General features: G+C 62.1%; 25 protein-coding genes. 19 read left to right on the top strand and 6 right to left on the bottom strand.

Annotation, left to right across the window (positions count from 1 at the left end):
- The first annotated feature begins 14 nt into the window (after nt 1–14).
- The 4 genes from EET67_RS08090 to EET67_RS08105 are packed head-to-tail and all read left to right on the top strand — an operon-like array spanning nt 15 to nt 3745.
- Entirely contained in the window at nt 15–824 is an 810-nt protein-coding gene (locus tag EET67_RS08090) for an ABC transporter substrate-binding protein (protein WP_128625658.1), read from the top strand.
- A 60-nt stretch (nt 825–884) separates the two neighbouring features.
- Nucleotides 885–1550 (top strand): amino acid ABC transporter permease, encoded by a 666-nt coding sequence (locus EET67_RS08095; protein ID WP_128625659.1) that lies wholly within the window; start codon nt 885–887, stop codon nt 1548–1550.
- A gap of 30 nt (nt 1551–1580) precedes the next feature.
- On the top strand, nt 1581–2537 hold the full coding sequence (locus EET67_RS08100; RefSeq protein ID WP_128625660.1) for an arginase family protein: 957 nt from the start codon (nt 1581–1583) through the stop codon (nt 2535–2537).
- A complete protein-coding gene (locus tag EET67_RS08105) occupies nt 2534–3745 on the top strand; it encodes a M20/M25/M40 family metallo-hydrolase (RefSeq protein WP_128625661.1) in 1212 nt (403 codons plus the stop codon). The genes EET67_RS08100 and EET67_RS08105 overlap by 4 nt, the downstream gene beginning before the upstream one ends.
- Nucleotides 3746–3864: 119 nt before the next feature.
- Here the strand turns inward: EET67_RS08105 and EET67_RS08110 are convergent, their stop codons facing one another.
- Nucleotides 3865–4572 (bottom strand): metal-dependent hydrolase, encoded by a 708-nt coding sequence (locus EET67_RS08110; RefSeq protein WP_128625662.1) that lies wholly within the window; start codon nt 4570–4572, stop codon nt 3865–3867.
- Between the two features lie 78 nt (nt 4573–4650).
- Between EET67_RS08110 and ruvX the strand changes: the two genes are divergently transcribed.
- Nucleotides 4651–5136: a Holliday junction resolvase RuvX gene (ruvX, locus tag EET67_RS08115; RefSeq protein WP_128625663.1), complete on the top strand. Its 486-nt coding sequence runs from the start codon at nt 4651–4653 to the stop codon at nt 5134–5136.
- On the opposite strand, the gene EET67_RS08120 is transcribed toward ruvX, so the two are convergent.
- Nucleotides 5103–5414 (bottom strand): DUF6105 family protein, encoded by a 312-nt coding sequence (locus EET67_RS08120; protein ID WP_128625664.1) that lies wholly within the window; start codon nt 5412–5414, stop codon nt 5103–5105. The genes ruvX and EET67_RS08120 overlap by 34 nt on opposite strands.
- 233 nt (nt 5415–5647) lie before the next feature.
- On the bottom strand, nt 5648–7273 hold the full coding sequence (locus tag EET67_RS08125) for an acyl-CoA dehydrogenase family protein (protein WP_128625665.1): 1626 nt from the start codon (nt 7271–7273) through the stop codon (nt 5648–5650).
- Nucleotides 7274–7441: 168 nt separating this feature from the next.
- Here EET67_RS08125 and EET67_RS08130 point away from each other — a divergent pair, with 168 nt between their 5' ends.
- The 10 genes from EET67_RS08130 to rpmG all read left to right on the top strand — a co-directional run bounded on the left by EET67_RS08130 (nt 7442) and on the right by rpmG (nt 19531).
- Complete coding sequence (locus EET67_RS08130) at nt 7442–8407, top strand: aspartate carbamoyltransferase catalytic subunit (protein ID WP_128625666.1); 966 nt, start codon at nt 7442–7444, stop codon at nt 8405–8407.
- Nucleotides 8404–9690, top strand: a complete 1287-nt coding sequence (locus tag EET67_RS08135; protein ID WP_128625667.1) for a dihydroorotase — start codon at nt 8404–8406, stop codon at nt 9688–9690. The genes EET67_RS08130 and EET67_RS08135 overlap by 4 nt, the downstream gene beginning before the upstream one ends.
- A 13-nt stretch (nt 9691–9703) precedes the next feature.
- Nucleotides 9704–10297: a glycerol-3-phosphate 1-O-acyltransferase PlsY gene (plsY, locus tag EET67_RS08140; protein ID WP_128625668.1), complete on the top strand. Its 594-nt coding sequence runs from the start codon at nt 9704–9706 to the stop codon at nt 10295–10297.
- On the top strand, nt 10294–11424 hold the full coding sequence (gene dprA / locus EET67_RS08145; protein ID WP_128625669.1) for a DNA-processing protein DprA: 1131 nt from the start codon (nt 10294–10296) through the stop codon (nt 11422–11424). The genes plsY and dprA overlap by 4 nt, the downstream gene beginning before the upstream one ends.
- 442 nt (nt 11425–11866) lie before the next feature.
- Entirely contained in the window at nt 11867–14485 is a 2619-nt protein-coding gene (topA, locus tag EET67_RS08155) for a type I DNA topoisomerase (RefSeq protein ID WP_128626123.1), read from the top strand.
- Between the two features lie 6 nt (nt 14486–14491).
- Nucleotides 14492–16813 carry a ribonuclease R gene (rnr, locus tag EET67_RS08160; protein ID WP_425359517.1) on the top strand — a complete coding sequence of 774 codons (2322 nt, stop codon included), beginning with the start codon at nt 14492–14494 and terminating at the stop codon, nt 16811–16813.
- Nucleotides 16813–17235 (top strand): DUF983 domain-containing protein, encoded by a 423-nt coding sequence (locus EET67_RS08165; protein WP_128625671.1) that lies wholly within the window; start codon nt 16813–16815, stop codon nt 17233–17235. The genes rnr and EET67_RS08165 overlap by 1 nt, the downstream gene beginning before the upstream one ends.
- A gap of 72 nt (nt 17236–17307) precedes the next feature.
- Complete coding sequence (locus EET67_RS08170) at nt 17308–18048, top strand: NUDIX hydrolase (protein WP_128625672.1); 741 nt, start codon at nt 17308–17310, stop codon at nt 18046–18048.
- Between the two features lie 64 nt (nt 18049–18112).
- Complete coding sequence (locus tag EET67_RS08175; RefSeq protein WP_128626125.1) at nt 18113–19258, top strand: MFS transporter; 1146 nt, start codon at nt 18113–18115, stop codon at nt 19256–19258.
- Nucleotides 19259–19363: 105 nt separating this feature from the next.
- Nucleotides 19364–19531, top strand: a complete 168-nt coding sequence (gene rpmG, locus EET67_RS08180) for a 50S ribosomal protein L33 (RefSeq protein ID WP_128625673.1) — start codon at nt 19364–19366, stop codon at nt 19529–19531.
- Between the two features lie 384 nt (nt 19532–19915).
- Here the strand turns inward: rpmG and EET67_RS08190 are convergent, their stop codons facing one another.
- On the bottom strand, nt 19916–21289 hold the full coding sequence (locus EET67_RS08190; RefSeq protein WP_128625674.1) for a PleD family two-component system response regulator: 1374 nt from the start codon (nt 21287–21289) through the stop codon (nt 19916–19918).
- Nucleotides 21290–21325: 36 nt separating this feature from the next.
- Nucleotides 21326–21682 (bottom strand): response regulator, encoded by a 357-nt coding sequence (locus EET67_RS08195; RefSeq protein WP_281011059.1) that lies wholly within the window; start codon nt 21680–21682, stop codon nt 21326–21328.
- Between the two features lie 254 nt (nt 21683–21936).
- On the opposite strand from EET67_RS08195, the gene EET67_RS08200 reads away from it, so the two are divergent.
- From EET67_RS08200 to EET67_RS08210, 3 genes are read left to right on the top strand one after another with little or no spacing between them, the layout of a single operon-like run.
- Complete coding sequence (locus tag EET67_RS08200; protein WP_128625676.1) at nt 21937–22371, top strand: hypothetical protein; 435 nt, start codon at nt 21937–21939, stop codon at nt 22369–22371.
- Nucleotides 22368–22670 (top strand): DUF3572 domain-containing protein, encoded by a 303-nt coding sequence (locus EET67_RS08205; RefSeq protein WP_128625677.1) that lies wholly within the window; start codon nt 22368–22370, stop codon nt 22668–22670. Before EET67_RS08200 ends, EET67_RS08205 begins: the two co-directional genes overlap by 4 nt.
- Nucleotides 22667–23320, top strand: coding sequence for a hypothetical protein (locus EET67_RS08210; protein WP_128625678.1), 654 nt, complete (start codon nt 22667–22669; stop codon nt 23318–23320). The genes EET67_RS08205 and EET67_RS08210 overlap by 4 nt, the downstream gene beginning before the upstream one ends.
- 10 nt (nt 23321–23330) lie before the next feature.
- On the opposite strand, the gene EET67_RS08215 is transcribed toward EET67_RS08210, so the two are convergent.
- On the bottom strand, nt 23331–23906 hold the full coding sequence (locus tag EET67_RS08215) for a GNAT family N-acetyltransferase (protein WP_128625679.1): 576 nt from the start codon (nt 23904–23906) through the stop codon (nt 23331–23333).
- Nucleotides 23907–23973: 67 nt separating this feature from the next.
- On the opposite strand from EET67_RS08215, the gene EET67_RS08220 reads away from it, so the two are divergent.
- Complete coding sequence (locus EET67_RS08220; RefSeq protein WP_128625680.1) at nt 23974–25338, top strand: DNA polymerase IV; 1365 nt, start codon at nt 23974–23976, stop codon at nt 25336–25338.
- The last annotated feature ends 257 nt before the right edge of the window (nt 25339–25595 follow it).

Below are 25595 nucleotides of genomic sequence, written 5' to 3' on the forward strand. Positions count from 1 at the left end.
CCGGGAGTCCAACGATGAATAAGCCCCTTCAACTTTTTGCTGCAATAACCGCAACCTTGGCCGTCTCGTGGGCCGCTGCAGTGCCTGCAGCCGCCCAGCAGGTCGATTCTCGTCTCTACAAGGTCACGAGCAGCGGCAAATTGCGCGTCTGCCAGTATCCGCTCTATTACTCGATTTCCTTCCGCAATCCGGCGACCGGCGAAATCGAAGGCATCGATGCAGACCTGGCGAAGGAACTGGCAAAGGAACTGAACGCGGAACTGGAAATCGTGGAGTCCAGCTTCGGCACCTTCATCGCCGATCTCCAGGCCGACAAATGCGACATCGGCATGTTCGGCATTGGCGCGACCATGAAGCGTGGTGAAGCCGTCGCCTTCACCCAGCCTTACCTGATCTCCGGCCTCTATGCCGTGACGCGCTCGGAAGGCGAGATCAAGAACTGGGCCGATATCGATCAGCCTGGCCGTCGGGTCGCCGTGATGCTCGGCAGCTACATCGAGCCGTTCATGCGCGACTACCTCAAGCAGGCGGAACTGGTGGTCGTCGCGCCTCCTGCAACGCGCGAAGCGGAGCTGGTGGCCAACCGCGCCGATGTCATCATGACCGACTTTCCAACCGCAGTTAAGGTCACCGACGAGTTCGACTGGGCAGCCTCCATCGAACCCGATGAGAAACTGTTGCTGACGCCCTATTCCTATGTCGTTCCGCACGGTGACCAGATCTGGCTGAACCACATCAACCTGTTCATCGACACGATCAAGCGTGATGGCCGGCTGAAGCAATTTGCCGAGAAGAACAAGCTTGGCCCCATCGTGGCCCCATAACCGGCAATTGGTGTGCGCAGTCCGTTGATCGGCATGTCTTAACAGGACGAGGAATTTACGATGGGTGGATATCGTTTTCGTTGGGATGTCATTCCCCAGAACCTTGATTTCCTGCTGGCCGGACTGCAGCAGACGCTGACCATTTCTGCGATCACACTGTGCCTGGCCATGCTTGGCGGATTGCTGATCGCAGTCCTGGACATGTCGCGCTTTGCAGCGCTGCGCTTCCTCGGGCTGGCGTCGGGCGAGATCATCCGCAACACGCCGATCCTGGTGCAGTTGCTGTGGATCTACTACGTCCTGCCGGTCGTGATGGGCATCAATCTCGACGCGTGGTGGGCTCTGGTGATCGGCCTGAGCATCTATTCGTCCGCCTTCATTGCCGAAGCATATCGCGCAGGCATTCAGGCGGTACCGAAAGGCCATCGCGAGGCCGCCCAGGTGCTCGGCCTGTCTCCCCTGCAAAGCTTCGCACGGATCGTACTGCCTCAGGCCATCCGCCTGACTCTGCCGCCGCTGGCCGCGAATTTCGTGCAGTTGATCAAATACTCCTCGCTCGGCGCAGTCATTTCTGTTGGCGAGATCACCCGGCGCGGCATGGAGTTGTCGTCCTCCATCTTCCGTCCGCTCGAGGTCTTCACCTTCATCGCGGTGATCTACTTCCTGATCTGCTGGCCCCTCGCCATGGGTATCCGGCTTTGGGAACGCCGCCTGTCGCGCCGCTGATCCGCTTCTCCTTCCTGAACAGAGCATAGCATGACATCGAGCAGTCATATCCCTGCCGACGAGTTGTACGGCAGCCCGCCCACATTCATGGGAGTGCCCTTTAGCACCGACGCGACCGGGGCCAAGGCGGCGATCCTTGGATGCCCCTTCGATTGCGGGACACACAAGTTCCGCATTGGCGCAAGGCAGGGGCCGGCCGCGATACGCGCCCAGTCGGGCCTGGTGCGGCGCTATCAATCCGAAATCGCCGACTGCGATGCCATTGCAGAGCTCGGCGTCATCGATGCGGGAGACGTCGTCCTGACGCCATCGAGAGCCGAGGAAGCCTTCCCGCTCATCGAGGAAGCTGCCTACAGGATAGCCGCGGCCGGTGCGGTCCCTGTCGGATTTGGCGGCGACGGAAGCGTTTCCCTGCCTCTGATACGTGCTGTCGCACGGGTTCATCCAGGTGTCGCGGTACTCCATGTCGACAGTCATACCGACGCCTATCCGATCGACCCGGTACATCGCTACGACGCTTCCACGCAGTTTACCCATGCTGCCTTGGAACAACGCGTGCTGGCTACCGCTTCCTGGCACGTCGGGTTGCGTGGTTCGACCACGCGAGCCGGCGTCTACGGCCACACCAAGGAACTCGGCTACAACATCATGTCGATGACCGAGCTCCAGAAAATGGGCATCGAGGAAGCCGTCGGCGCGCTACGGCAATCGCTTGAGGGTCGGCCTGTATATTTGTCCTGGGACATGGACGTCTTCGACCCGTCATGCGCTCCGGGCGTCTGCACGCCGGTCTGGGGCGGCCTGTCGGCGCGCGAAGGCCTTGACCTGATCCGTATGCTCGAAGGTCTGAATATCGTCGGCGCCGACATCAACACGGTGAGCCCGCCGCACGATGTGGGCGAGATGACGGCTTTCCTTGCGGCCGCAGTGACTTACGAGATTCTACTTTTGATCTGGCGTGCTCAACGTGATGGCGGCGCCACATGATCACCAGTTGGGACAGGAAAGCACTGGTGGCAATGACGCAAGCGCTGGTGCGGATCGACAGCCAGACGCCGCCAAGCGCCACCGGCGCCACGATCGAGGCTGTCCAGGCGTTTCTCGCCGGCGTACCTGGTCTGACCTTCAGGCACTATGTCAGCGAAGCGCCGGTCGAAAATCTTGTGATTGAACTGGATGGCGGGACGCCCGGCCCCCGCACGATCCTCAACGGCCATCTCGACACCTATCCGATCGGCGATGTTTCGTCCTGGACGCACGAGCCGCTTGGTGGCGCGCTGGAAAACGGGCGCATCCACGGCCGCGGTGCCGCAGACATGAAGGGTGGCGTGGCGGTCCTGGTCGCCGCCCTGGCCCGGTTTGCGCAGCGAGGCCCCTTCCCCGGCAGCATTGTTCTAGCGCTCGCCGGCGATGAAGAGCGGATGGGCGAACTGGGCACCCAATGGCTGATCGACCATGCCGACGAAATCCATGGTGACGCGGTGCTGGTAGCCGATGTCGGCGGAGCCTCCACCATCCGCCTGGGTGAAAAGGGCATGCTCTGGCTCGATATTCATGCCGAGGGACGCCAGGCGCATAGCGCGCATGTCCACGCCGGCACCAATGCGGCAGACCAGCTCATCGATGCCCTGACCGCCTTGCGGGCGGTTGAAGACCTGATCCCGACACCTCCTGACGACGCCGTGCAGGTCATGCAGGCGGCAGGCAGGATCAGCGGGGAAAACCAGGAGGTACGCGACACGATGGGGCGTGTGACGGCCAATGTCGGTCTCGTCAGCGCCGGCACGTCGTCAAATCTTATTCCTGCCACCGCCTTTGCCGGGGTGGACATTCGAATTCCACTCGGCCTGACCACCGCCCAGGTTGAAGAGGCAGTGGCCAGGCAGCTTGATCACCGCGAAGCGATTTCGTGGACCGTGGTTCGACGCTATGAGCCGAGTTGGACGTCGTCCAGTTCGGATTTGGCCAAAGCCTGTCTCAAGGGTGCCAGCAGAGCGATTGGGCACGAAGCCTGGTTCGACAATCGGATTGGCGGCTCGGACGCCCGATTGTGGCGCCGTGCAGGCTACCCCTGCGTGGTGATCGGCCTGACACCACACAATCTGGGAGGACCGGACGAATCTTGTGAGGTCGATGAACTGGAAACGCTACTGGATGTCTATCTCGACATATTGGAAGAAATACACATAGGCTGAGCGCCTTTTTAGAGCGTCGTGCGTCTAATCAGACGCACAAAAGACGCTCTAACACTTTGATTGAACATCGGAATAATCCGAAAATCGATTCTACTTTTCGGTCCGATGCTCCAGGCCCGCTAAACCTCCTTCGTCTCGCCGACCTTCGGCACCACGACATTCACGCCGGACCCTTCCATGCCGGCGACGAATTTCTCCGCTGTCTGATCAAGCAGGGGGAAGGTCGCATAGTGGCAGGGGAATACCGTCTCGAACTTGAAGAAGCGCCGGCAGGCAAGGGCTGCAACCGCACCGCCCATGGTGAAGCGGTCGCCGACCGGCACCAGCCCGATCTTCGGTTCATGCAACTCGTTGATCAGCGCCATATCGGAGAAGATGTCCGTGTCGCCCATGTGGTAGAGCGTGGGGTCATTGCCGAAATGCAGCACAAGCCCGTTCGGGTTGCCGAGATAGGTGTTCGAGCCGCCGCCCGCCCCGAACGAGGAAGAATGCAGCGCCTGCACGAATGTCGTGGTGAAGGAGCCGCAATCGACCGTGCCGCCGGTGTTGCCCGGATTGATCTGGCTGTCGGACACGCCCTGCCCGACAAGATACATGCAGACTTCGAAATTGGAGACGAGCATGGCGCCCGTCTTCTTCAATATGGCGGCGGCATCGCCGACATGGTCATTGTGGCCATGTGTGAGGAGCAGATGCGTGAGGCCTTCGGCCGGCCCCTCCCAGCTTTTGCCCCATAGCGGATTCTGGCTGAGGAACGGATCGATCAGGATTCTGGCATCGCCCGTCTCGATGCGAAAGGCGGATTGGCCGTACCATGTCACTTTCATCGCTGTCGTCTCCTCGATTTCTTCATCGTTGAAGGATAGAAGGCGGCACATCCATGTCAAAGGAAAGCTGGACCGAGCTTGAACATCGTTGCCATCCAAGATCTGCCGCCGCTACTGCAAAAGGCAAAGACGCTTGCCGGTCTGGATCTCGGCGAAAAGACGATCGGTGTCGCCGTCTCCGATCCAGGGCTCTCATTCGCGCATCCGCGCCCTGTCATCATGCGGCGGAAGTTTTCACTTGATGCGGCAGCCCTCCTCGACCTGCTGGCCAGGGAAAACTGCGCCGCCGTCGTCATCGGCCTACCGGTCAACATGGATGGTAGCGAGGGGCCGCGCGCGCAGGCAACGCGGGCTTTCGTGCGCAACATTTCACGAATGACCGACCTGCCCTTCGCCTTCTGGGACGAGCGCCTATCGACGGTGGCGGCCGAGCGCAGCCTGATCGAAATGGATTTCTCGCGCGCCAAGCGCAAGACGAAGATCGATTCGGCCGCCGCCGCCTTCATTCTTCAGGGCGTGCTGGACCGCATTCATGCCCTGGGAGAAGACGCCTCCCCCGAATAGCGCGCCCTTTGTGCTTTCAGCCACTCGCTTATGCGGCGGCGCCGGCGAAATGCGAGGATGCCAGCAAGTAGGAAACTGTCGAATATGCATGCCTTGATGAGCATGGACGGAATGATGGCGGGGTCGATGCCCAGCATCTCGCCGTAGAGCTCGAAGATGAGGTCATGCGCCTGGCGCGTCAGCAGCACATAGCCGAAATTCATGTTGAAGTAAGACAGGCTGAACCAGCCCCAGAAGAGCACCAGCGGCGCCAGCCACAGCGCAATGAGATAACGCATCACAGCACCTCACGGGCTGCGAGAGCACAGCGCAGCGCACCCCACCGAGGCGTGGGCTGGGATTTGAAATCTATGAGCGGGTCGTGGCGCATGGAATCTCTGCCGATTTCTTTCGACAGTGGAACCAGCACGCCCGCGCTGCAATGGAAACCCTTTGTTAAGGTTAACGCGACGGCGCGGCCTGTTAACAAATCCGGCGCAGCAGGGCATGGCAGAGCCACGCCACCTTGCGCTCAAACGGCAGGAAAGAGGGTGTCGATGATCATGCGCGCATCATGGCGCGCATCGAGCATGCCATAGGTGCCGCGCCACTGTCCGGCAAGCCGTGTTTCGATGAAGGCGTCGGCAATGCGCCCTGCCCCGAGCCGCTTGAGTTCGGCGGCGGCGGCCGAAAGCGCAAGCTGCTCGGTCAATATGCGCGCAGAACCCTCATCGGATGTCGCCACCTGCATAGCGGCACGAAGCACGCCGATCGTGCCCGGCCCTCCTGCCCCGAGATCGCGCTCGATGCCGGCAAGCACATCGTCGAACAGCGACGGTGCCCGGCCGAGCACGCGCAATACGTCGAGCGCCATGACATTGCCCGACCCTTCCCAGATCGCATTGACCGGCGCTTCCCTATAATAGCGGGCAAGCGAGGTTTCCTCGACATAGCCATTGCCGCCCAGGCATTCCATCGCCTCATAGAGCAGCGCCGGCGCGATCTTGCAGACCCAATATTTGACCACCGGCGTCATCGCGCGGGCAAAGGCCGCCTCGCCGCGATCGCTTGCCGCCTCGTCGAAGGAGCGGGCTAGCCTGAGCGAAAGTGCGGTCGCGCCGGCGACATCGAGCGCCATGTCGGCCAGCACCCGCTGCATCAACGGCTGATCGACCAGATTGGCCCCGAACACCTGGCGGTGGCGGGTATGATGCACGGCTTCCGCTAGCCCCGCGCGCATGATTCCGGACGAGGCGACCGCGCAGTCGAGCCGGGTCAGCGTCACCATATCCATGATCGTCTTGACGCCGGCGCCCGGCTCCCCGACCATTTCGCCGATGGAACTGACCAGCTCAACTTCCGAGGACGCATTGGAGCGATTGCCGAGCTTGTCCTTGAGACGCTGAAAGTGCAAGCCGTTGCTGCTGCCGTCGCCAAGAATACGCGGCACAAGAAAGCAGGAAATGCCCTCGCGCACCTGCGCAAGCACCAGAAACGCATCTGACATCGGCGCGGACATGAACCATTTGTGGCCGGTGAGCTTATAGAAGCCGCCCGAGACACGCTCGCCCCTGGTGACATTGGCGCGCACATCGGTGCCGCCCTGCTTTTCGGTCATGCCCATGCCGAGCGTCAACCCGGTCTTTTCCACCGGCGGCTTTTGCGCCTGGTCGTATTTGCGGGTGGTGACACGCGGCGCCCATTCGCGAAACAGTTTCGGGCTCGCCATCAATGCCGCCAGCGAGGCACTGGTCATTGTGACCGGGCACAGATGACCTGATTCCAGCTGCGCCGTCAGGTAAAAACGGGCAGCGCGGACCTGATGGCGCTTGCCGGTTTCAGAGGCACCGTTTTCCCAGACCGAAGAGTGCAGGCCCAGGGCAACCGAACGCCGCAAGAGCGCGTGATAGGCGGGGTGGAACTCGACAAGGTCGATCCGCCGCCCCTGCCGGTCATGCGTCTTCAGCTTCGGTGTCTCGGTATTGGCAAGCCGCGCGAGATCCTGCGCTTCCGTTGTCAGGACGAAACGGCCGAGGCCGTCGAGTTCCTTGCGCACGGAGTCGGAAAAATCCTCCGCAAGCTGCACCAGCAACGGATCGCCCCGCCAGGCATTGCTTCCGGTCAGCGGCGGAGACTGGTTCGTTACCTCGTCGGTCACGCGGATTCCTTACTTTGTTTGGATCGCCCCTCGCGAATCCGATGCGGCCTCGCCGGCTTTATAGCGCAAGCTTCGGCCGCCGCACGATGAAAATCCCGGGGGAAATCGATGTGAGTCGGAGCGAGCGCTTGCGGTGACATTCGCGCACGCCTATAGCACGGCCTTGCGATGACAGACACCTCGTCCCTCCCCGTCTATCCACACCGCCACTTGCTTGGCATCAGGGAGCTATCTCCCGTCGACATCGAGCTTCTGCTCGACCGTGCGGACGCGGCCGTCGCGATTTCGCGCCGGCACGAGAAGAAGACCTCGACATTGCGCGGGCGCACGCAGATCAACCTCTTCTACGAGGCCTCCACGCGCACCCAATCCTCCTTCGAGCTTGCCGGCAAGCGGCTGGGCGCCGACGTCATGAACATGTCGGTGGCCAGTTCCTCGGTGAAGAAGGGCGAAACGCTGATCGACACGGCCATGACGCTGAACGCGATGCGGCCTGACATATTGATCATCCGCCACGCCTCGGCCGGTGCCGCCGCATTGCTGGCGCAGAAGGTCGGCTGCTCGGTGGTCAACGCCGGCGACGGCGCGCATGAGCATCCGACCCAGGCGCTGCTCGACGCACTGACGATCCGCCGCGCCAAGGGCCGGATCGCCGGTCTTTCGGTCGCCATCTGCGGCGATATCCTGCATTCGCGCGTGGCTCGCTCGAACATATTGCTGCTCAACGCGCTTGGCGCCGGCGTGCGGGTGGTTGCCCCCTCGACGCTTCTGCCTTCCGGCATCGCGCAGATGGGCGTCACCGTCTGCCCGACCATGGCCGAGGGCCTGAAGGGAGCGGATGTGGTGATGATGCTGCGCCTGCAGCGCGAGCGCATGCAGGGCGCATTCGTGCCCTCGATCCGCGAATATTTCCGCTATTTCGGTCTCGACGCCGAGAAACTGAAGGCAGCGAAGGACGACGCGCTGGTCATGCATCCAGGCCCGATGAATCGCGGCGTGGAGATCGCGTCTGAAATCGCCGATGGGCCGCAAAGCGTCATTCAGGAACAGGTCGAGATGGGGGTTGCCGTGCGCATGGCGGTGATGGAGGCGCTGCTCGACCCTCGCCGCCGACCCAGCGAGGACTATGCATGAGCGCCACGGTTTTCAGCCATGCCCGCATCATCGACCCGTCGCGCGGCCTCGATGAGATTGGAACCGTCATCGTCGATGGCAAGAAGATCGTCGCTGCTGGGGCCGCTGCACTGAACCAGGGCACGCCGGCCGGCGCCGAAATCATCGACTGCAGCGGCAAGGTCGTCATCCCCGGATTGGTCGATGCCCGTGTCTTCATCGGCGAACCGGGAGCCGAGCACCGCGAAACCATCGCCTCGGCCAGCATTGCCGCCGCAGCCGGCGGCGTCACCTCGATCGTCATGATGCCCGATACCCACCCGGTAATCGACGATGTCGCACTGGTGGAATTTGTGTTGCGAACGGCGCGCGATACCGCGATCGTCAATGTCCATCCGGCCGCCGGCATCACCAAAGGCCTTGAGGGCCGCGAGATGACCGAATTCGGCCTGCTGCGCGAAGCCGGCGCGGTTGCCTTCACCGACGGTCGCCGCACCATCGACAATGCGCTGGTGATGCGGCGGGCCTTGACCTATGCGCGCGACTTCGGCGCGACCGTCATGCATGAAACGCAGGACCGCGACCTTGCCGGCGCCGGTGTCATGAATGAAGGGCTCTATGCAAGCTGGCTCGGCCTTTCGGGCATTCCGCGCGAGGCGGAGGCCATTCCACTGGAGCGCGACCTGATGCTGGCGCGGCTGACCCGCGGCAACTATCATGCGGCCAAGATCTCGACCGCCATGTCGGCAAATGCCGTTGCCCGCGCCAAGGCGGATGGGGCGAAGGTCAGCGCAGGCGTCTCGATCAATCATCTGGCGCTCAACGAGAACGACATCGGCGAATACCGCACCTTCTTCAAGCTGTCGCCGCCATTGCGTGCCGAGGATGACCGGCTGGCGATGGTGGAAGCCTTGAGAGACGGCACGATCGATATCATCGTCTCCTCGCACGATCCGCAGGACGTCGACACCAAGCGACTGCCTTTCGCCGACGCCGCCGACGGCGCGATCGGCCTGGAGACACTGCTGGGGGTAGCACTTCGGCTCCATCACAATGGCGACGTGCCGCTGTTGCGGCTGATAGAGACGCTTTCGACCGCCCCGGCCAGGCTTTTCGGCCTGCCCGGAGGCACGCTGAAACCCGGCGCGTCCGCTGATTTTGTGCTGGTCGATCTCGATGAACCGTGGATCGTGCGCGAGGATGCCATCCGCTCACGCTCCAAGAACACCTGCTTCGAAGGCGCCCGGCTGCAAGGCAAGGTCTTGCAAACGCTGGTTGCAGGCCGCACAGTCTTTTCGGCCTGAGTTGGGGGACTGAATGGCTGGGTTTTTCACGCTGCTGCTTGCGCTGATCTTCGGCTATCTGCTCGGCTCCATTCCGTTCGGCCTGCTGATCACGCGCGCGGCAGGACTGGGCGACGTGCGCAACATCGGCTCGGGCAATATCGGCGCCACCAATGTGCTGCGCACCGGCAACAAGGGGCTTGCGGCGCTGACCCTTCTGCTCGACGCGCTGAAAGGCACGGCAGCGGTGCTCATTGCCGGCTTCTTTACACCCGAAGCAGCGCTAGCCGCCGGCTTCGGTGCGTTTTTCGGACACCTGTTTCCGGTCTGGCTCGGTTTCAAGGGCGGCAAGGGCGTTGCCACCTATCTCGGCGTGCTGACCGGCCTGGCATGGCAGGGGGCGCTGGTCTTTGCCATCGTCTGGCTCGGAGTTGCCTTCACCACGCGCTATTCGTCATTGGCCGCGCTGGTGGCTGCGGTTGCCGTCCCGGTCGCGCTTTATCTGTGGGGCATCAGCGCCATTGCAGCCCTGTTCACGGTGATGAGCATCATCGTGATCGCAAAGCACCGCAGCAATATTTCCCGCCTGCTTGCTGGCACCGAATCGCGGATCGGAGCGAAGGGATGAACGCCCCCGCCGGTCCTCGCCTCAGTGACCGGCAGCGGCTGAACTGGCTTCGACTCATCCGCACGCCGAATATCGGCCCGGCCAGTTTCCGCGATCTGATCAACCGTTTCGGCTCTGCAGAAACCGCCATCGAGATGCTACCCGAACTGATGCGGGCGGGCGGGGCGCGACGCATGGCACGCATTCCTTCCCTCGCCGAGGCGGAAGCGGAGATGGAGACGGCGCAAAGCCTCGGTGCGCGCTTCATCTGCATCGGCGAGCCGGAATACCCGCCGACATTGCGCAAAATCGACAACCCGCCACCGGTGCTTGCGGTCAGGGGCACGAGTGCCATTTTTGGCTTGCCGCCTGTAGCCATCGTCGGCGCACGCAATGCCTCGCTTGCCGGCATGAAGATGGCGCGCGGGCTGGCCGCCGATCTCGGCCGCGAAGGCTATTGCATCGTGTCGGGGCTGGCGCGCGGCATCGACACTGCCGCGCACCAGGGCAGCCTTTCCAGCGGCACGATCGGTGTGCTGGCAGGCGGCATCGACCGCCCCTACCCGCCGGAAAATGTCGGCCTGTGCAACGAGATTGCGCAGTCCGGCGGCGTGATCGTCTCCGAAATGCCTTTCGGCTGGGAGCCTCGAGCGCAGGATTTCCCGAGGCGCAATCGTATTGTCGCCGGCCTATCGCTTGGGCTCGTTGTGGTCGAGGCAGCCATGCGTTCCGGTTCGTTGATCAGCGCCAGGCTGGCGGGAGAAATGGGTCGGCTGGTGTTTGCGGTGCCCGGTTCGCCGCTCGATCCACGAGCAGCGGGCACCAATGGGCTTCTGAAGGACGGTGCCATTCTGGTTACGGACGCTGCCGACGTGACCGGAGCGCTAGCGCCTTTGACCAGCCTGCCCACCGCACCCACCTCCCTTGACGAGCCACCCGACTTTTCCGCCACACCGCCACCGGCTGACGATGAACGCTCACGGCTGATCGAGGCACTGGGGCCGGTTCCGGTTGGCGTGGACGAGATCATCCGCCACACCGGCCTTCATCCGGCCCAGGTCTTCATGATCCTGCTGGAACTCGACCTCGCGGGACGTCTGGAACGCCATTCAGGCGGAGCTGTTTCTCTTGTGCTGCCCGAGTCGTGACGGCCGCTCACCGCGCACGATGTCGCTTGCTTCGACATATGCCATCTCGATGAGGTAGGCCAGCATGTCACAGCGTTCTGCCTCTGCCATCGTACGCAACTGCCCCAGCATGGACTGCATGTAATCGAGCGAGTCGGTACGTCGCGTTGTAAAGACCTGACGCATGGGCAATACTCCGTCATGTTCCGCGCCACGCCGAACGGTTGGGCGAAACCGAGGGGTTCCTAATAGATAGAAATTTGCAAAAGTTACGTTAGGTGAATCATACTTCGTCCATTACAAATTGCAATCAGTTTTATATCTAACGCATAAGTTGTATTGGAGGTGAATTCCCCTCTCTCCCCTTGACCGGACGGAAAACGAAAGCCATGTGACGAACCGACTGCAAGGAACCGGCGCGTCACAGACTTCCTCTGGCGCCACAATGGAAAATCATACGCATATGGACGTCGTCGTCGTCGAATCGCCGGCTAAAGCGAAAACAATCAACAAATATCTGGGACGGAACTATAAGGTTCTGGCCTCCTACGGCCATGTCCGCGACCTGCCGGCAAAAGACGGATCGGTGAAGCCCGATGAGGATTTCGCCATGTCCTGGAGCGTCGACGGCCCCTCCTCCAAGCGCCTGACGGAGATCGCCAAGGCGGTCAAGGACGCTGACGGCCTTATCCTCGCCACCGACCCTGATCGCGAGGGCGAGGCCATTTCATGGCACGTGCTGGAGGTTCTGCGCCAGAAACGCGCGCTCAAGGACAAGCCGGTAAGCCGCGTCGTCTTCAATGCCATCACCAAGCAATCCGTTCTTGATGCGATGGCCAATCCGCGCCAGATCGACGCGCCGCTGGTCGATGCCTATCTGGCGCGCCGCGCGCTCGACTATCTGGTCGGGTTCACACTGTCGCCGGTGTTGTGGCGAAAACTGCCGGGCGCGCGCTCGGCCGGTCGCGTGCAGTCGGTGGCGCTGCGCCTGGTCAACGACCGGGAACTGGAGATCGAGCGTTTCATCCGCGAGGACTACTGGCAGATAGCCGCCGTTCTCGGTACGCCGCGCGACGATAAATTCGAAGCCCGGCTGACGGCCTTCGATGGCAAGAAGCTGCAGAAGCTCGATATTTCCTCGCAGGCGCAGGCAGACGACATCAAGGCGATGCTTGATGGGGCGACCTTCAAGGCGCTGTCGGTTGAAGCCAAGCCGACCAAGCGCAACCCCGCGCCACCCTTCACCACCTCGACGCTGCAGCAGGCGGCATCCTCACGCCTGGGCTTTTCGGCGAGCCGCACAATGCAGGTGGCGCAGCGCCTCTACGAAGGCATGGATATAGGCGGCGAGACGGCCGGTCTCATCACCTATATGCGTACCGATGGCGTGCAGATGGCGCCGGAAGCGATTTCGGCCGCCCGTAGCGCGATCGACAAGGAATTCGGTGCAAAATACCTGCCTGAAAAGCCGCGCTACTACACCACCAAGGCCAAGAACGCTCAGGAGGCGCACGAGGCGATCCGCCCAACCGACTTTTTCCGCACGCCGGATTCGGTACGCAAATATCTCGATGCCGATCAGGCCAGGCTCTATGAGATGATCTGGAAGCGCGCCATTGCCAGCCAGATGCAGCCGGCAGAAATCGAGCGCACCACGGTCGAGATCGAGGCGACCAACGCGGCCCGGACCGCAGGGCTTCGCGCCGTTGGCTCGGTGATCCGCTTCGACGGCTTTATCGCAGCTTACACCGACCACAAGGACGAGGATTCAGAGGACGAGGAAAACCGCCGCCTGCCCGAAATCCGCCAGGGCGAGCAGCTTTCCCGCGACAAGGTCGTCGCCACCCAGCACACCACCGAACCGCCCCCGCGCTATTCGGAAGCTTCGCTTATCAAGAAGATGGAAGAGCTCGGCATCGGCCGCCCCTCGACCTATGCATCGACGCTGAAGACGCTGGAAGACCGCGACTATGTGACGATCGACAAGCGCAGACTGGTTCCGCAGGCCAAGGGCCGGCTGGTCACCGCCTTCCTTGAAAGCTTCTTCCGCAAATATGTCGAATACGACTTCACGGCAGCGCTCGAAGAAAAGCTCGATGATATTTCCGACGGCAGGCTGGCCTGGCGCGATGTGCTGCGTGATTTCTGGAAGGACTTTTCGGCGGCGGTCGGCGAGATAAAGGAACTTCGCGTCACCGATGTGCTCGATGCGCTGAATGAAGAACTCGCGCCACTCGTCTTCCCGGCCCGAGAAGATGGCTCCAACCCGCGCATCTGCCCCAAATGCGGCAGTGGTAATCTCTCGCTGAAGCTCGGCAAATACGGCGCTTTCGTCGGCTGCTCCAACTATCCCGAATGCGGCTATACCCGCCAGCTCGGTGATGCTGCCAACGGCAATGGCGAGGCAGGCGGCGGAGAGGACGGCGTCAAGGTGCTGGGCTCCGACCCCTATACGTCCGAAGAGATAACGCTGCGCAGCGGTCGGTTCGGCCCCTATATCCAGCGCGGCGAAGGCAAGGAAGCCAAGCGCTCAAGCCTGCCGAAGGGCTGGACACCGGCAAGCATCGATCACGAAAAAGCGCTGGCGCTGCTGGCATTGCCGCGCGATGTCGGCAAGCATCCGGAAAGCGGAAAGATGATTTCGGCCGGCCTCGGCCGATACGGACCCTTCGTGCTGCACGAAGGCACCTATGCCAATCTGGAAAGCATCGAGGATGTGTTCTCGATCGGCCTCAATCGCGCCGTATCCGTGCTTGCCGAAAAGCAATCCAAGAGCAAGAACCGAAACGGCGGCACGCCGGCGGCGCTGAAGGACCTTGGCGAGCATCCCGATGGCGGCGGCAACATCACGGTTCGCGACGGCAGATACGGACCCTATGTCAATTTCGGCAAGATCAACGCCACCTTGCCGAAAGGCAAGGATCCGATGGCGGTGACCGTCGAGGACGCCGTTGCGCTGATTGCCGAAAAGGAAGCCAAAGGCGGCGGCAAGAAGCCGGCAAGAGCCAAGGCAGCCACCGCCAAAAAGCCCGCCGCCAAGAAAGCCGCGGCGAAGAAAACCGCAGCCAAGACAGAGGACTAGCGTAACTTGGCAAAAAGCAACTCCGGGCGCGGCAATGGTAGCGGCAAGAGCCGCCCGTCCCGCATGTCCGCCGCCGGAGGCGTGAAGGCTGACTTTCGGCCTTCGCGCGACGACATATTGCGCTACATCGCCGACAATCCCGACAAGAGCGGCAAGCGCGAGATCGCCAAGGCCTTTTCCCTGAAAGGCGACGCCAGAATCTGGTTGAAGGACCTGCTGCGCGATCTCCAGGACGAGGGCCTTTTGGAGAAGGACCGCAAGCGGCTGGTGCGCGCGGGCGCCCTGCCCCACGTCACCGTGCTCGACATCTTCTCGCGCGACGTGGACGGTGGCCTGCTCGCCCGCCCGGTGGAGCAACCTGAAGGCGCCGTGCCGGTGGTGGTTGCGATCAAGTCTTCGCGCAACGGGCCGAGCGCCGGCATAGGCGATCGGGTGCTGGCAAAGACGTTCCCGACACACGCCGAGGCAGGCCCCGCCTATACCGGGCGGGTGATGAAGGTTTTCGAAAAGCGCAACGATGCCGTGCTTGGCGTCTTTCGCATGCTCAAGGATGGAACTTTCCGCATCGAGCCGGTTGAGCGGCGGCAGCCTGAACTGGTCGTGGAGAAGGAGCATCAGAACGGTGCGAAGAACGGCGACCTCGTCGAGGTCGAACCGCAACGCGCTTCCCGCTACGGCCTGCCACGTGCCAGGGTTGTGACCGTCATCGGTTCGCTGACCAGCGAAAAGGCGGTCTCCATGATCGCCATCCACGCGCATGACATTCCGCATATTTTTCCCGCAGAGGTGATTGCCGAGGCAGAGGCGATGAAACCTGCCACGCTTGCCGGCCGCGAGGACTGGCGTAACGTGCCGCTGGTCACCATCGACCCAGCCGACGCCAAGGACCATGACGACGCCGTCTTTGCCGAGCCGGACACGGACGAGAAGAACCCCGGCGGAGTGGTTGCCATCGTCGCAATCGCCGATGTCGCCGCCTATGTCACCTATGGCAGCGCGCTCGACCGCGAGGCCTTGAACCGCGGCAATTCCGTCTATTTTCCCGACCGCGTCGTGCCGATGCTGCCCGAGCGTATCTCCAACGATCTCTGCTCGCTGAAGGAAGGCGTCGACCGGCCCGCACTCGCGGTTCGAATGGTGTTTTCGGCTCAAGGCCGGAAAATCCGCCACTCCTTTCACCGCATCATGATGCGGTCGGCGGCGCGCCTTGCCTATTCGCAGGCGCAGGCGGCAATCGATGGAGCGCCGGACGATGCGACCGGTCCGATCCTCGAATCGATCCTGAAGCCGCTCTGGACGGCCTATGGCGTGCTGAAGCGCGACCGCGACTCACGCCAGCCGCTGGAACTCGAACTTCCGGAGCGCAAGATCCTCCTCAACGAGGATGGGCAGGTCGACCGCGTGATCGTTCCCGACCGGCTCGACGCCCACAAGCTGATCGAAGAATTCATGATCCAGGCCAATGTGGCCGCCGCCGAGACGCTTGAGGCCAAGAAGCAGAGCCTGGTCTACCGCACCCATGATGCGCCGTCGCTCGCCAAGCAGGAATCCCTGCGCGAGTTCCTGGCGACGCTCGGGCTGTCGCTGGCACGCGGCGCGCAGATGAAACCGTCGCAGTTCAACCAGATCCTGAGCCAAGTCAAGGGCGCCGAGCATGAGGCACTGGTCAACGAGGTCGTGCTGAGGGCCCAGAGCCAAGCTTTGTATTCGCCGGAGAATCTTGGCCATTTCGGCCTCAACCTGCGTCGTTATGCGCATTTTACCTCGCCTATCCGCCGCTACGCCGACCTGATCGTCCACCGCGCGCTGATCGGGGCACTGCAGCTTGGCGCAGGCGGGATTTCCCGCTCCGAGGAAGAGCGGCTCGAAGATATTTCCGAGCTGATATCGGCAAGCGAGCGGCGCGCCATGGCTGCTGAGCGCGACACCGTCGACCGGCTGATTGCCGGTTATCTGGCCGGCCACATCAACGACACGTTCGACGCACGCATTTCCGGTGTCACCAAGGCAGGACTATTTGTCCAATTGCCGCAGTTCGGCGCAGATGGCTTTATTCCGGTGTCATCTCTCGATGGCGACTACTATATCTACGATGAAACTGCCCGCTCGCTTTTCGGAGAACGTACAGGAAAAGGCTATCAACTCGCTGATCGCGTCGAGGTACGCCTTGTCGAGGTCGCTCCGCTTGCCGGCGCCATGCGTTTTGAAATGCTGACCGACCCAAAGCCTCTGTCGGGATCGAAACGATCCTTCCACAAGGGCAAGACGCAGAGATCCCGGGCTCGCGCATCGCAATTGCGCCAAACCGCCCGCACCAGGAGACGATGATGGAACAACAGGTTTTCGGCGGCGAATACCAAACGGGCCGGCCCGCACGTCCCTTGTGGACGGCGATGAAGCGCGGCTTTCTCGGCCGCTGCCCGCATTGCGGCGAAGGCAAGCTTTTCGCGTCCTTTCTGAAAATCGCTGAAAAATGCGACCATTGCGGCGAGGAAATGTTCCACCATCGTGCCGACGACCTGCCAGCCTATCTGGTTGTGGTGATAGTTGGCCATATCGTGGTTGGCGCATTCATGGGTGTGGAAGCAAACTACATGCTCGAGACCTGGCAGCATCTGGCCATCTGGGCGCCGATGACGGTCATCCTCGCGCTCGCCCTGTTGCGCCCCATCAAGGGCGCTGTCGTCGGCCTGCAATGGGCGCTCTATATGCATGGCTTTGGCGGCGAAGAGGATGTGATCGAATCCTGACCTGCAGGTTGCTGTGACTGTCATCACAACCACCCTTTTCGCCCGGCCGTCGGTTGGCCTATAGAGGTTCGCATGGAAGGGATGACCAGATCACAGGTGGACAAGGCGGAGTCACGTGACTTTGCGCTTGGCCAAGGTCCGAAGCGGCCACGCGATGCCGCCACACTGATGCTGCTCGACCGCAAGGGCAATGATGTGCTCGTGCTGATGGGGCGGCGTCATTCCAGCCATGCTTTCATGCCGGGGAAGCTGGTTTTCCCGGGCGGCCGGACTGATCCGGCCGATAGCCGGATCGCTGTCGCCGACAGGCTTCCTGCCCCTGACGAAGCCCGGCTAATCGCCACGACTTCCCGCGCGAGTGCCGCCCGAGCCCGCGCGATAGCGCTTTCGGCAATCCGTGAAACCTATGAGGAAGCAGGCCTTCTGATTGGTCGCCGGACGCCGTTTGCCACCACCAAACCGGACTGGCAGGGCTTTGTCGACCACGAAGTCCAGCCGATGTTGGCGCCGCTGCGCTTCATCGCACGAGCCATAACGCCGCCAGGACGGGTTCGACGTTTCGACACGCGCTTTCTGTCGGCCTGGCGGGAAAGCGTCGCCGTCGAACTGCCGGATGGCGGGCCGACCAATGAGTTGGAAGAGCTGGTATGGCTGCCGCTTGAGGAAGCAAAACAGGCAGACGTGCCTGCCATCACCCGCACTGTGCTTGAAGAACTCCAACAGAGGCTGGCACAAGACCCTCACCTCCGACCGGGTGGGGCGGTGCCCTTCTATCGCATGATCCGCAATCGATTCGTGCGCGATCTCCTCTGATCTTTCTTCAAGCGCCGGACCGAAGATGACAGGCCTTTCCCAACCGACGGACGACGATACGCCAATGCTCTGGCTGCCGATCGCAGCCGCCATCTCCTCGATCAGCGTTGTCGGCATCGCAATCGGCCTGGGCATGCCGCTGCTCAGCATCATCCTGGAAACACGCGGCTATTCGGCCAGCATGATCGGCCTTAACACAGCCGTTGCCGGGATTGCCTCCATCGCAGCCGCTCCGTTGGCAACCCCGCTTGCGGTGCGCTTCGGAGTGGTCTGGACGATGCTGGCGATGATATTGCTCGGCGCGGCTTCCTTTGTCGGCTTCTATTTCGCGCCGTCATTCTGGATGTGGTTTCCGCTGCGGGTCACGCTGCACCTGTCGCTGACGGTTCTGTTCATCCTGTCCGAGTTCTGGATCAGCACCTCGGCTCCGCCGCATAAGCGCGGGCTGGTGCTCGGTATCTATGCGACCGTACTTTCGCTGGGCTTTGCCGCGGGACCCTGGCTGTTCGCGCAAATGGGAAGTTCGGGCTTCCTCCCCTTCGGTGTGGTTTTTGCCCTGGTCATGCTGGCTGCGATCCCGGTGCTGGCGGCTTGGCGCGAGAGTCCACAGATCGTTCCTGAAGGCGGATCAACGGGCTTCATTCGCTATATCTGGGCGGTGCCCACCGCAACCGCCGCCGTGCTGGTCTTCGGGGCGGTTGAAACCGGAGGCTTCGCGCTGTTTCCTGTCTACGGAAATCGCATCGGCTACTCCGAGGGCGATGCGGCGCTGCTGCTGACCATGGTGGGGCTGGGCAATGTCATCATGCAAATCCCCCTTGGCATGATTTCCGATCGGGTGCGCGACCGGCGCCATCTGCTGCTCCTATGCGCCGGCGTTGGCCTGGCCGGCATGATTCTGCTGCCTCATATACATCTCAACTGGCATGTGATGGCCGGCGTTCTTTTCATCTGGGGCGGTGTGGTGGCCGCTCTCTATACGGTTGGCCTGGCTCATCTGGGTTCACGCCTCTCCGGCCACGAACTGGCAAATGCCAACGCCGCCTTCGTGCTTTGCTATGGCCTCGGCATGGTGCTTGGGCCGCAGGCTATAGGCCTTGGAATGGACCTGTTCGGCACCGACGGATTCGGCTGGTCGCTCGCCCTGTTTTTCGCGATCTATATCGTTCTGGGCGGCAGCAGGCTGTTCGTCGGCGGCAAGCAGGGTTGACTTTCCGTGCGCGTTCTTTATGTGTCGCGGCAAGTTTCCCGCGTCCGGGCTGTTTTGCCGTGGTCAGGCGGTCCGAACTCATCAGAAATTTAACGGACGAAAATCATGGCCAAAGCCGCTAATATCAAGATCAAGCTTCTGTCGACCGCCGATACCGGTTTCTTCTATGTGACGAGCAAGAACAGCCGCACCAAGACCGACAAGCTGTCGTTCCGCAAGTATGATCCGATTGCCCGCAAGCACGTCGAGTTCAAGGAAACGAAGATCAAGTAATCTTCGGACCTTCTCGATGCATGAAGCGCCGCCCTCGGGCGGCGTTTTCGTTTCCGGCAACGGCGTGCGATGCCGTTGAATCGTCGATGTCAGGAAAAGGGGGCCGGTCGGCGTTCTGGCAGCGGTACGAGGAGGCCACTATGTGCCAGTGCCGGCCGGCCGACCCCATGGACCCAGGAGATGCGGCGGACCTGAGCATCATGGGGTTTCAACCGGAACTATCCGCTAATTCTCCTCGCGCGGACGTCCATGTGTACTGCCTCTAACAGTCGCGCAAGACCACTTCAAAATCAATAGTTTCTTAACCAAATCTGCCGAATCGGTTGGATTAAGGTAAATGGCTAACCATGCCGCCTTGACGCCGGCCGGCAGTGGATCGCCGGATCAGGCCGCTTTGGCGACCACGCGGTTTCGGCCGCCTGTTTTTGCTTCGTAAAGCGCAAGGTCCGCCCGCTTCATCAGATCCTCGACCGTATCGGCGCCACGGCGCAGCGACGACACCCCGATGCTGATGGTGATGTCCAGCGAGCGTCCGTCCTTTCCGATCACAAACGGCGTCTGAGCGATCTCGGCCCGGATGCGCTCGGCGACCTTTTCGGCGATGCCGGCTTCGGTATCGGGCATGACGATCACGAACTCCTCGCCACCATAGCGGCAGGCCAGGTCGATTCCGCGCACATTCTTGCGCAGGCGGCGTGCAAATTCGCGCAGCACGTCGTCGCCGCCATCATGCCCGTAAGTGTCGTTGACGGCCTTGAAGCGATCCAGATCGGTGATCATGACCGACAGCGCGCGGCGGCGGGCAACGGCACGGTCAAACAAGGTGTGAAGATGGCTGTCGAGATAGCGGCGGTTGTGCAGGCCGGTCAGCCCGTCCGTCACGGCCATCTCGATTGTCTGCGTAACGCTGGCGCGCAGATGGTCGTTATAGCGCTTGCGCCTGACCTGGGTGCGCAGGCGCGCGGTCAGTTCCTGCTGGTCGATGGGCCGGACCAGATAGTCGTTTACGCCAAGATCGAGCCCACGGATGATGCGCTCTTCCTCGCCCTCGTCGGCAACCAGGATGATGGGAAGGAATCGCGTGCGGTCCATAGAGCGCAGTTGCGAGCACAGGCGCAGCGGATCGAAATCGGCAAAACTCGTAGAGACGATGATGCATTCATAGGACTGCTCGGCGGCCTGGAAAAAGCCCTGATGCGGATCGGTGGCTAGCTCCACTTCGGCAACGGGACGGAGCATCTTCTGGATGCGCTCATAGGATGAAGGCCGCTCGTCCACCAACAGCACCTTGGGCATGGCGTCACCTGCCGGTAGCCGACGGCTCAACAGCTCCTCAATGCCGATATTGCGGGTGGTGGAGGCGCGCAGGCGCAATTCGTCAGTCAGCATCTTCAGCCGCACCAGGCTCCTGACCCGCGTCATGAGTTGCAGGTCGTTGACCGGCTTGGTCAGGAAATCATCTGCGCCGGCTTCCAACCCGCGGATGCGGTCAGACGCCTGGTCGAGTGCCGTGATCATGACGACGGGAATATGTGAGGTGGCCGGATCGCTCTTCAGCCGCCGGCAGACCTCGAAGCCGTCCATGTCCGGCATCATCACGTCGAGCAGCACGACGTCGACCTTGCCGTTCTCGCAGGTTTCGATGGCGTCCGCGCCATTACCGGCTGTCAGCACCTCGAAATATTCGGCAAGAAGCCGCACTTCGAGCAGTTTTACATTGGCGGGAACATCGTCGACGACGAGAATGCGCGCAGTCATGGCACTACCTGCTCTGAGAATGCGGGCGGAGAGGCATCACGCATCGCCCAGATAGGATTTGATCGTTTCGATGAAGCGCGGCACCGAGATCGGCTTCGAAATATAGGCCTCGCAACCGCCCTGGCGGATACGCTCCTCATCGCCCTTCATGGCGAATGCCGTAACCGCGATGACCGGTATAACATGGAGGTCGTCATCCTCCTTCAGCCACTTCGTCACCTCCAGGCCCGACACTTCCGGGAGTTGAATATCCATGAGGATGAGGTCCGGCCGCTCGGCGCGCGCCAAATCCAGCGCCTCGAGACCATTGCGCGTGCGCACCGTCTCATAGCCGCTTGCTTCGATCAGGTCGCGGAAGAGCTTCATATTGAGCTCATTATCCTCGACGATCATCACCTTCTTAGCCATAGATATCCCGTCCCAACTGCCGATCGCGCCGACTGCAAATCTATCGACGTGCCTGCCGATGGCACCAAACCCGTCGCGAGACTAACCCAAGATGATTGACGAAACGCAAACCGCCAATCCGCCAGGCGCAATGTTTCAACTGTCCGAAATCTGCCCCGTGCCATGCTGCGATGGTGCCACTGGACTCCGTCCTCCCGATAGATACGGTGTCAGCGGGGTATATCAGGGGATGGGCAGTTATGAAAATCAAAGCCGCTTGCGCCATGGTCGCGCTGACATTTGCATTGGCCGCGTGCGCAACGCCGCCAAAGCAGGTTTCCTTCAAGAATTCGGAGACATACAATCTGGGCAAGGACGAAACCTGGGAGAGGCTGCTGTCGTACTTCACCAGCAACCATGTACAGATCAAGACGATCGAAAAGGACAGCGGCGTCATCTATGCCGAGAGATCGACGATCGACGCCAGCATGGCCGATTGCGGGGAAGCGCCGCTGATGGCCGAAATAGCCCGGACGGGGACGCTCAATGTTTTCGTCCGACCGAAAGGCGGGCAGACAGAGGTCACCGTCAATTCCGAGTTCAAGGTGATTCGCATGTTCGACAACCAGACCTTCACTGTAGCGTGCTTCTCGACCGGTGTGCTCGAAACGTCGATCCTGGCGAGCATCCGATGAAGGCAACCGCGACATCGGGCCGCGAGGGCGCCGAGGCCATCGCGATACAGGCACTCGGCTTCATCGCTGCCGATCCGGAACTGCTGCCGCGGTTCCTGGCCCTCACCGGCATCGAAGCTTCGGCAATAAGGCAGGCGGCAATGGAGCCGGGCTTTCTTGCCGGCGTGCTGCAATTCGTCCTCGCGCATGAGCCGACGCTGATGCGCTTTTCCGAAGAATCCGGCATCGCGCCCGCGATCATTTCCGGTGCCCTGCGACACCTGCCTTTGGGCGACGACCACCACCAGACATCGATATGAGCGACGATCCCGAAACCGCCCGGCAGATCGCCGAGCTTGCACGCGATGACCGCCCGCTGCTGGCGCTGGACGTCGATGAAGTCGTGCTCGAATTCCTGCGGCCGCTCACCGGCTTCCTTGACGCGCAAGACCTCGAACTCAGGGTCAAATCCTTCCATCTGCACGGCAATGTCTTCGATCGCCAGAGCGGTGAAGCGGTGGAGGACGAGCGCGTGTCGGCCATGATGGAGCAGTTCTTCCTGGTGCAGGACGAATGGCAGACAGCCGCCGAAGGTGCCGCCGACGCGCTGGCGCCACTGGCCGAAAAGGCGGAGATCGTGATGCTGACCGCCATGCCGCACCGGCACCGGGCACGACGCCGGGCATTGCTCGACCAACTCGGCTTCCCCTACCCGCTGGTGACGACCGAACGCGCCAAGGGCCCGGCCATCCGCCAATTGCGCGGCCACCATTTGCGCCCGGTCGCCTTTGTCGACGATCTTGCCAACAATCTCGTCTCGGTACGCACCTCGGTGGCGGATGCGCATCTGTTCCACCTGATGGCGCATACCGGCTTCCGCGCCCTGATGCCGCCGCTGCCGGATGGGATCGAACCCGTGAAGAATTGGCGCGAAGCCGGTCCGCGGATCGCCGCCTCGCTCGGCATCTGAGACGGCCCGGTCAGATCGCAAGGCGCATCAGCGGCCGCCCTGGCTTGCGCTCGACCACCCGCTTGAAGCCGGCCTTTTCGAACACCCTGGTCGAGCCGACGAACAGGCCGATCGAACGCGAATCCTTCGACAAATCCATCGGGCAGGCATCGAGAGTAAGCGCGCCGTTCTGCCGGGCAAAATCGATGCCCGCGGCGACGAGACGGTGGGTAAGGCCATGCCCACGCGCCTTGCTGCGAATGAAAAAGCACGAGATCGCCCAGACGGCCGGATCGGCGGCTTCTTCAGCCAACAGGGGTGCGGAGCCCCTGCCCGCATTGTTCCACTCCGGCACATCGGCGCGCGGCCCGATCTGCATCCAGCCCACCGCCCGATCGTCCTCGAAGGCGAGCAGGCCCGGCGGCGGTCCTGATTCGATACGGGTGCGGATGAACTGCTTGTTGCTTTCGCGGTCGTTCTCGCGCCGCTTTGCCGGCGGCAGCCGGAAATGCGTACACCAGCAGCCATAGCAGGCACCCTGCTTGCCGAACAAATCCTCGAATTTCGGCCATAGGTCAGCCGTCAGCGGCACGATTTTCGATGTCATGGCTCACCTCTGCGCATCCTGCCTTGTGGGCGTCGAACGGGTAGCCTAAAATTGCGATGTTCTCATTATGTTCGCAGTCATGGCCGCTTCTGTCAACGATCCCAGCCAAGGTTTTTGCCGCGACTGCCTGGCATTGCAGCGCGATAGCCAGCCACGTTGCACGCAATGCGGCAGCCCCAGGCTGGCGCGTCATGCCGAGCTTTACCGGCTGCATCTGGCACATATCGATTGCGACGCTTTCTATGCGGCCGTCGAAAAGCGCGACAACCCGGAATTGCGCGACAAGCCGGTCATCATCGGCGGGGGAAAACGCGGCGTGGTTTCGACTGCCTGCTACATTGCCCGCATCAAGGGCGTGCGCTCTGCCATGCCGATGTTCAAGGCACTCGAGGCCTGCCCGGAAGCAACCGTCATCAAGCCCGACATGGAAAAATATGTCCGCGTCGGCCGCGAAATCCGCGCCATGATGCAGGCGCTGACGCCGCTGGTCGAGCCGATCTCCATCGACGAAGCCTTTCTCGACCTTGGCGGAACCGAGCGCCTGCATGGAAAGCCGCCGGCGCTGGTGCTGGCGAACTTCGCCGCCGCGGTCGAACGCGAAATCGGCATTACCGTCTCGGTCGGTCTCTCCTATTGCAAGTTCCTCGCCAAGGTGGCGTCGGACTTCCGCAAGCCGCGCGGCTTTTCGGTGATCGGGGAAGCCGAAGCGGTGGGGTTTCTTGCCGAGCAACCGGTGACGCTGATCTGGGGCGTGGGCAAGGCCTTTGCGGCAACCCTTGCCAATGACGGCATCCGCATGATCGGCCAGTTGCAGCGCATGGAGCGGGACGAGCTGATGCGGCGCTACGGCACGATGGGCAACCGGCTCTACCGCCTGTCGCGCGGCCAGGACGACCGCAGTGTGCATTCTGATCACGACGCCAAGAGCGTGTCGGCCGAAACTACTTTCGATACCGACCTCGCCTCGCCCGCCGATCTTGTGCCGGTGTTGCGGGCGCTGGCCGAAAAGGTCTCGGCGCGACTGAAGAAATCCGGCATTGCCGGGCGCACCGTGGTGCTGAAGCTGAAGACGCAGGACTTCAAGATCCGCACCCGCAACCGCCAGCTTGCCGATCCGACGCGGCTGGCCGACCGCATTTTCCTTACCGGGCTGCAGCTTCTGGAGAAGGAGACCGATGGCACCAAATACCGGCTGCTGGGCATCGGCGTCAGCGACTTGTCGAGCGTCGACAAGGCCGATCCGCCCGACCTGATCGACGTGCAGGCGCGCAAGCGTGCGCTGGCCGAAGGTGCCATCGACGCACTGCGCGACAAGTTCGGCCGCAAGGCGGTCGAGACCGGCTATACATTCGGCAAGGGACATCGCGGCCGCCCTGCCCGCCCCGACGAGGATGAGGGCCCGGAGGTGCAGCATCCCTGGGAGCGGAATTAGCAACCCACGTCCTGCGAGGCCCACAGTTTTCCGTTGCCCGCAAATGCGTCTGGTGGCCTTTGCCCCGCCCTTAGCTGCCTCGCTGCGCTCGTCGCTGGCGGGGGCCCGAATGGCCAGACGCAGGCCAAGGGTGCGGTTTTCCGTTGCCACGCCCGCTTTCGCGTCTGGCCATTGTCAAAGAACATGGGAAGCGGGGCGCGAGGGCCTTGCCGTCCTAAGTTATGTTATGTGGCGCGACCTTCGCGCCCCGCCGGTGT

It is taken from the genome of Borborobacter arsenicus (assembly GCF_003934165.1).
Classification (GTDB): Bacteria; Pseudomonadota; Alphaproteobacteria; order Rhizobiales; family Rhizobiaceae; genus Pseudaminobacter; species Pseudaminobacter arsenicus.

Excerpts from the sequence above, each read along its gene's own strand:
- EET67_RS08090 (WP_128625658.1), top strand. The coding sequence starts at position 15 with ATGAATAAGCCCCTTCAACTTTTTGCTGCAATAACCGCAACCTTGGCC.
- EET67_RS08095 (WP_128625659.1), top strand. The coding sequence starts at position 885 with ATGGGTGGATATCGTTTTCGTTGGGATGTCATTCCCCAGAACCTTGAT.
- EET67_RS08100 (WP_128625660.1), top strand. The coding sequence starts at position 1,581 with ATGACATCGAGCAGTCATATCCCTGCCGACGAGTTGTACGGCAGCCCG.
- EET67_RS08105 (WP_128625661.1), top strand. The coding sequence starts at position 2,534 with ATGATCACCAGTTGGGACAGGAAAGCACTGGTGGCAATGACGCAAGCG.
- EET67_RS08110 (WP_128625662.1), bottom strand. The coding sequence starts at position 4,572 with ATGAAAGTGACATGGTACGGCCAATCCGCCTTTCGCATCGAGACGGGC.
- EET67_RS08120 (WP_128625664.1), bottom strand. The coding sequence starts at position 5,414 with ATGCGTTATCTCATTGCGCTGTGGCTGGCGCCGCTGGTGCTCTTCTGG.
- EET67_RS08130 (WP_128625666.1), top strand. The coding sequence starts at position 7,442 with ATGACAGACACCTCGTCCCTCCCCGTCTATCCACACCGCCACTTGCTT.
- EET67_RS08135 (WP_128625667.1), top strand. The coding sequence starts at position 8,404 with ATGAGCGCCACGGTTTTCAGCCATGCCCGCATCATCGACCCGTCGCGC.
- plsY (WP_128625668.1), top strand. The coding sequence starts at position 9,704 with ATGGCTGGGTTTTTCACGCTGCTGCTTGCGCTGATCTTCGGCTATCTG.
- dprA (WP_128625669.1), top strand. The coding sequence starts at position 10,294 with ATGAACGCCCCCGCCGGTCCTCGCCTCAGTGACCGGCAGCGGCTGAAC.
- topA (WP_128626123.1), top strand. The coding sequence starts at position 11,867 with ATGGACGTCGTCGTCGTCGAATCGCCGGCTAAAGCGAAAACAATCAAC.
- EET67_RS08165 (WP_128625671.1), top strand. The coding sequence starts at position 16,813 with ATGGAACAACAGGTTTTCGGCGGCGAATACCAAACGGGCCGGCCCGCA.
- EET67_RS08170 (WP_128625672.1), top strand. The coding sequence starts at position 17,308 with ATGGAAGGGATGACCAGATCACAGGTGGACAAGGCGGAGTCACGTGAC.
- EET67_RS08175 (WP_128626125.1), top strand. The coding sequence starts at position 18,113 with ATGCTCTGGCTGCCGATCGCAGCCGCCATCTCCTCGATCAGCGTTGTC.
- rpmG (WP_128625673.1), top strand. The coding sequence starts at position 19,364 with ATGGCCAAAGCCGCTAATATCAAGATCAAGCTTCTGTCGACCGCCGAT.
- EET67_RS08190 (WP_128625674.1), bottom strand. The coding sequence starts at position 21,289 with ATGACTGCGCGCATTCTCGTCGTCGACGATGTTCCCGCCAATGTAAAA.
- EET67_RS08195 (WP_281011059.1), bottom strand. The coding sequence starts at position 21,682 with ATGATCGTCGAGGATAATGAGCTCAATATGAAGCTCTTCCGCGACCTG.
- EET67_RS08200 (WP_128625676.1), top strand. The coding sequence starts at position 21,937 with ATGAAAATCAAAGCCGCTTGCGCCATGGTCGCGCTGACATTTGCATTG.
- EET67_RS08205 (WP_128625677.1), top strand. The coding sequence starts at position 22,368 with ATGAAGGCAACCGCGACATCGGGCCGCGAGGGCGCCGAGGCCATCGCG.
- EET67_RS08210 (WP_128625678.1), top strand. The coding sequence starts at position 22,667 with ATGAGCGACGATCCCGAAACCGCCCGGCAGATCGCCGAGCTTGCACGC.
- EET67_RS08215 (WP_128625679.1), bottom strand. The coding sequence starts at position 23,906 with ATGACATCGAAAATCGTGCCGCTGACGGCTGACCTATGGCCGAAATTC.
- EET67_RS08220 (WP_128625680.1), top strand. The coding sequence starts at position 23,974 with ATGTTCGCAGTCATGGCCGCTTCTGTCAACGATCCCAGCCAAGGTTTT.